This is a genomic window from Marivita sp. (assembly GCF_017643905.1).
Taxonomy (GTDB): domain Bacteria; phylum Pseudomonadota; class Alphaproteobacteria; order Rhodobacterales; family Rhodobacteraceae; genus Marivita.
Genome location: NZ_JAEPMO010000221.1, coordinates 1 through 5,161, shown reverse-complemented (window position 1 = coordinate 5,161; position 5,161 = coordinate 1). Strand labels below are relative to the sequence as shown.

Genomic DNA, 5,161 nt, shown 5'->3' with positions numbered 1-5,161 from the left:
GACTAATCTGTTGATATCCATCAACGGGAAAAGGCGCGCAATTTGCGCGCCTTTTTTCTTGCCCAAATAGTTAGGAGGCTACCCGATGCGCGCGTTCATCACGGCATTCACAAGAACCGAAAGCGGCGCGGTCGCTCTGGACTGGCTTCTCTTGACAGCCACAGCAATTGGACTTGCCATCGGTGGCCTTACGATGATGCAAAGCAACGCTGCGGACGTTTCGGACGCATCCGGCGATGCACAGTCGCACCCTTCGGAGTTCGGCTCTCCCTGACCGGCCGGTGCGGTCGATCTTGGTCGCGCCACGCCTTCGAAGATAATTTTGCTTACCAAAACCGAGCTCCCCGATCACGCCCGTGTGAGCCCGTCCACCGGAAGCCCAACTTCTCAATTTCGCCACAATCTGCCCCAGAGGCAGACATAATGGTCCGTTAGTCCGAACACTGAACCATCTTCCAGCACGGTGCCCGTGCCCATCGGAAGTATGTAAGGAGGCAATATGCGCATCGTCTTTGGACTTGTTCTTATCGCGGGTCTGGCTTTGGCCGGTTTCGCCGTATACATGGCCCAGAATTATATCGGCGCCTATCAAACCGCGCTTGAACAGGAACGCAGCAAAGCAACGGCCAGCATTCCGGTTCAGGAAATCTATGTTGCGACACGCGCATTAGATTACGGTGAGATCATTGCCCCGGAAGACATTGCCTTAATGCCGTGGCCAAAGCAAAGCCTGCCAGATAATTTCTTCGACGCAGCGACCCCGGTGAACGCCGAAGGTGCCGAGCTGCGCGTTGCGCTGCGCCCGATCGAAAAGAACGAAGCGATCATGGCCAGCAAGATCAGTGAACCGGGCGCAGATGCAGGCCTGACATCGCGGCTTGAACGCGGTCAGCGTGCCTTTGCGATCAAGGTCGACGTGGCGTCCGGTGTGTCCGGCTTTCTGCGCCCGACTGACCGGGTCGACATCTACTGGACCGGCCGCGTCAGAAGCAACGATCCCAACATGCCCAATGGTGAAGTCACCAAGCTGATCGAAACAGGGGTCAAGCTGATTGCCATCGACCAGACCTCCGAGACCGACACAACCCAAACCACGATTGCCCGCACCGTGACCGTTGCCGCCAGCCCGCAACAGGTGGCATCCTTGGCCCAAGCGCAATCGACCGGACGTCTGTCTCTGTCGCTGATGGGCCGTAACGATGACACCGTTGCGGAGGTGATCGAAGTCGACCAACGGTCTCTTCTGGGCCTCGGAGAACGTGCGGAAGAGGAAAAACCGCATTCGATTCAAGTTTGTACGATCCGAACCCGCCGCGGTGGCGAAGTGGTGGATATGCCCATCCCTTGTACAAATTGACGTTTTCCGCACCGCATCTGGTGAAACCACGAAATTCGCAGTCAACAAGGCGCAACATTATGTTGCGCCTTATCCACATGAAGCACCCCTCTGAAATCATTGATTCTTGCAATAAAAGCCGACTTAGCGCAGCTTGGTCGTAATATCGGGCAACAAGACCCACTTTTGAGGCGTGATCGGAAAGGCAGGTCACATGTATACGAGCAGTTCCTTCAAGGCCGTCCTGTTGGGCGCGGCCCTTGCTATTTCTCCGATGGCGCAAACAGCTTTCGCTGAAACTCTGCGTGTCATCCGGACCAATACTGAATCGACACTGAACGTTCCCATGAACCGTGCTGTGGTTGTCGAAAGCGAAGTTCCCTTTGCAGAGCTCAGCATCGCCAACCCGTCGATTGCAGATATCTCGTCCCTATCGGACCGAACCATCTACGTGCTGGGTAAGACGCCCGGCACAACGACATTGACGATCCTGGACGGAAACGGCCAGTTGATCACCAATGTCGATGTCCGGGTCGCCCCGGACCTGACCGAATTCAAAGAGCGTCTGCGGCAAATTCTGCCGGACGAGAAGATCGAAGTCCGAACAGCAAACGATGGCATCGTCCTGTCAGGCACCGTGTCGAGCACGATCCGCATGCAACGGGCGCTTGACCTGGCAACACGCTACGCACCGGAACGGGTCTCGAACCTGATGACCGTCGGCGGTGTCCAGCAGGTCATGCTCAAGGTGCGGTTCGCTGAAATGCAGCGGTCTGTTTCGAAATCCCTGCAAGCCTCGCTTGCGACAGGCGGATCGGTTCTTGACGGCGATCTTGGCCTTGAACTGGGTACCGGCAACGCAGCGCCATTGGCAGGAGTCGATTCTGTGTCGGACAAGCTCTTCTCAGGAGCTGGGTCGCAGGGAGCCATCATGTTCGGCTTCAACGCAGGTGGCCTCGAAGTGGGCATTCTGCTTGAAGCTCTGGAAGCCAAAGGCGTCGTTCGCACCCTCGCAGAACCGAACCTGACATCTCTTTCCGGGCAGGAAGCAACGTTCCTTGCCGGTGGTGAATATCCGGTGCCGGTGTCGCAGGAGGACGGTGCGATCACCGTGGAATTCAAACCCTTCGGCGTCGAACTCAACTTCATTCCGCGGGTTCTGGATGGCGACCTGATCAACCTCGAACTTGAGGCGGCGGTTTCGTCCATCGACCCAAGCAGCGGTGTCGACATCGGCGCGATCCGGATCGACGGCTTCAGCCGCCGTGAAACGACCACAACCGTGGAACTGCGCGACGGTGAAAGCTTTGCCATCGCAGGTCTGTTGCAGGACGACTTCCGCGACCTGAACAGCCAGGTTCCGTGGCTCGGGGACATCCCGGTTTTGGGTGCCCTCTTCCGCAGTGCCGAATACCAGCGCGAACAGTCGGAACTGGTGATCATCATCACGCCGCATCTGGTGACGCCGACACGGGGCGAAGCGCTTGCTCTGCCGACCGACCGGGTGCGCCCGCCAAGTGAAAAAGACCTGTTCCTCTTTGGACGCGTTGCCAGTGACTCGCGCAATCTGCGCGGTGCAGCGGGCGAAGTGGCGAAACAGGATTTCTCGGGTTCCTATGGCTATGTGATGGATTGAGGCGATGGCAGTTCAAAAGAATCTCCGCATTCCGATGGCCCTGACCGGGCTCGCACTTCTGGCGGCTTGCGCCAGCAGCGATCCAGTTTACAGCGCCTTCAACCGCGAAGCCGGAGCCCTGCTCGATACAGGCAATTTCGGCGCAGCCACCATGAACAACGTACAGATCATGAATGGCGAAAAGCGGTACACCTATGATCTGTCGCAGCGCTTTGCGAGCGAAGTCATGACAACCGTCAACTTTGCCTTCAACAGTGCGGTGCTGGATAGCGGCGCGCAGGACACGTTGCGTGAACAGGCGCAGTGGATCCGTCAATTTCCCGAAGTCCGCTTCCGCGTCTATGGCCACACCGATGCTGTGGGAAGCGAAGCGTACAACAAGCGTCTGGGCCTGAACCGTGCCCATGCGGTTGTCAATTTCCTGGCCTCGCAGGGCATCAGCAAGGATCGCCTCGAAGCTGTTGTCTCCTTCGGGGAAACACAGCCACTGATCGTGACCGAAGGGCGCGAGCGCCGCAACCGCCGCACCGTGACCGAGGTTTCGGGCTTCGTCGGCTCGCATCCCACTGTTCTTGAAGGCAGATATGCCGAGATCATCTATCGCGAGTATATCAACAGTGCAGCACCTCGGACCGGCCTGACCGGTATCCAGGGCACCGACTTCCAGTCCTCTCAATAAAAGCAAGGCCCCGAGAGGGGCCATGCCATCGGCCTGAAATACCGTACAATTTCGGTAATTCGGCCCCAATGTTGCCAAGTTTCCAAACGACTTTCGGACCGTAGCAGTCCTTCCCGAGCGAGTCGGGATTGGCGTTCTTGATACGTGCAAAATGCCGGTCACGGACGCCGCGAAGTTAGAGGAAACGAGGCAAATGACGAGTATCCTTCCAAGCACCCCGCAGCCGGCGCCCCTTGTTGCGTGCACGATCAGCCGGGATGTTCAGGAATTCGATCTCCTGATTGAAGACATGGAAGCCGTTCTGGGTGAAGCCTGGGGCGATCTTGGCTTCGATGAAGCCCTGCATTTCTTCACGCAGGAAGAGGGCGAGCATCTCGAGTTCGTTGCTCTCGCCATCGACGAAGAAGACGAGGCCAATGTTGAACACCTGTCTTCGATCATTGCGGCGGCCAAGGCCCGCAAGATCAAGGTTGTCCTGATCGCGCATGATGTGACGCCATCCGCGCTCCATCATCTTTTGCGTCAGGGCGCCGATGAATTTGTCCCCTACCCTCTTCCCGAGGGTGAACTGGAAGCTGCGATCGAGCGCATGCGCGCACCCGAAGTGACGCAGGCATCGCGAAAAGGTGAGCCCGGTGTAAAGCTGTCGCATGATGGCGACGGGGTCATCATCGCTGTTCAGGGCATGGCGGGCGGATGCGGTGCCAGCACCTTTGCCACCAATCTTGCGTGGGAACTGGCAACGGTAACCAAGGATAAGCCGCCGCGTGTCTGCATCATGGACCTTGGCCTGCAATTCGGCGCGGTCTCCACCTATCTTGACGTTCAGCGCCGCGAGGCGGTGCTTGAACTTCTGTCCGACATCGAAGCGATGGACGAAGACAGCTTCGGACAAGCCCTCGTGACGTTCGAGGAAAAGCTTCACGTTTTCACGTCGCCAGCCGACCTTCCGCCGCTCGACATCATCGGTCAAAGCCAGGTGCAGGCGCTGCTGGACACCGCCGCGCGGCATTTCGATTTTGTCGTGATCGACATGCCCCCCAGCCTTGTCCAATGGTCGGAAACCGTGCTGTGCGCGGCGCAGGTCTATTTCGGTGTGATCGAACTCGACATGCGGTCGGCACAGAACACCTATCGCCTCAAGCGTGCTCTTCAGGCCGAGGATCTGCCCTTTGACAAGATTCGTTTCGTGCTCAACCGGGCTCCGAAATTCACGGACCTTCAGGGCAAGAGCCGCCTCAAGCGGATGCAGGAAAGCCTTGATATTTCTGTTGATCTCCATCTGCCGGACGGTGGCCGCGCGGTCGCGGAATCCGGGGATCACGGTCAACCCCTTGCCCTGCAGCAGCCGAAAAACGCGCTGCGCAAGGAAATCGCCAAGCTGGCGCGGTCTCTCTACGAAGTCGGCCGCCCCGATGCTGAAGCTGCCTGAGGAGTCCGTCCTGAACAACGCCCAAGCTGTTGATAATGAATGAATAAACTGTGATTCCTGTAGCCATTTCCCGCAGGG

5 protein-coding genes are annotated in these 5,161 nt (G+C 58.0%); all 5 read left to right on the top strand.

The features are described 5' to 3' along the window. The first annotated feature begins 85 nt into the window (after window positions 1–85). The 5 genes from JJ869_RS21945 (at window position 86) to JJ869_RS21925 (ending at window position 5,083) form a co-directional block, all read left to right on the top strand. On the top strand, window positions 86–274 hold the full coding sequence (locus JJ869_RS21945; protein WP_292270788.1) for a hypothetical protein: 189 nt from the start codon (window positions 86–88) through the stop codon (window positions 272–274). Between the two features lie 225 nt (window positions 275–499). Next, window positions 500–1,357 (top strand): Flp pilus assembly protein CpaB, encoded by an 858-nt coding sequence (cpaB, locus tag JJ869_RS21940; RefSeq protein WP_292270786.1) that lies wholly within the window; start codon window positions 500–502, stop codon window positions 1,355–1,357. Between the two features lie 193 nt (window positions 1,358–1,550). Further along, window positions 1,551–2,972 (top strand): type II and III secretion system protein family protein, encoded by a 1,422-nt coding sequence (locus tag JJ869_RS21935; protein ID WP_292270783.1) that lies wholly within the window; start codon window positions 1,551–1,553, stop codon window positions 2,970–2,972. Between the two features lie 34 nt (window positions 2,973–3,006). After that, entirely contained in the window at window positions 3,007–3,651 is a 645-nt protein-coding gene (locus JJ869_RS21930) for an OmpA family protein (RefSeq protein WP_292270780.1), read from the top strand. A 193-nt stretch (window positions 3,652–3,844) separates the two neighbouring features. Next, entirely contained in the window at window positions 3,845–5,083 is a 1,239-nt protein-coding gene (locus JJ869_RS21925) for an AAA family ATPase (RefSeq protein ID WP_292270777.1), read from the top strand. Window positions 5,084–5,161 lie beyond the last annotated feature (78 nt).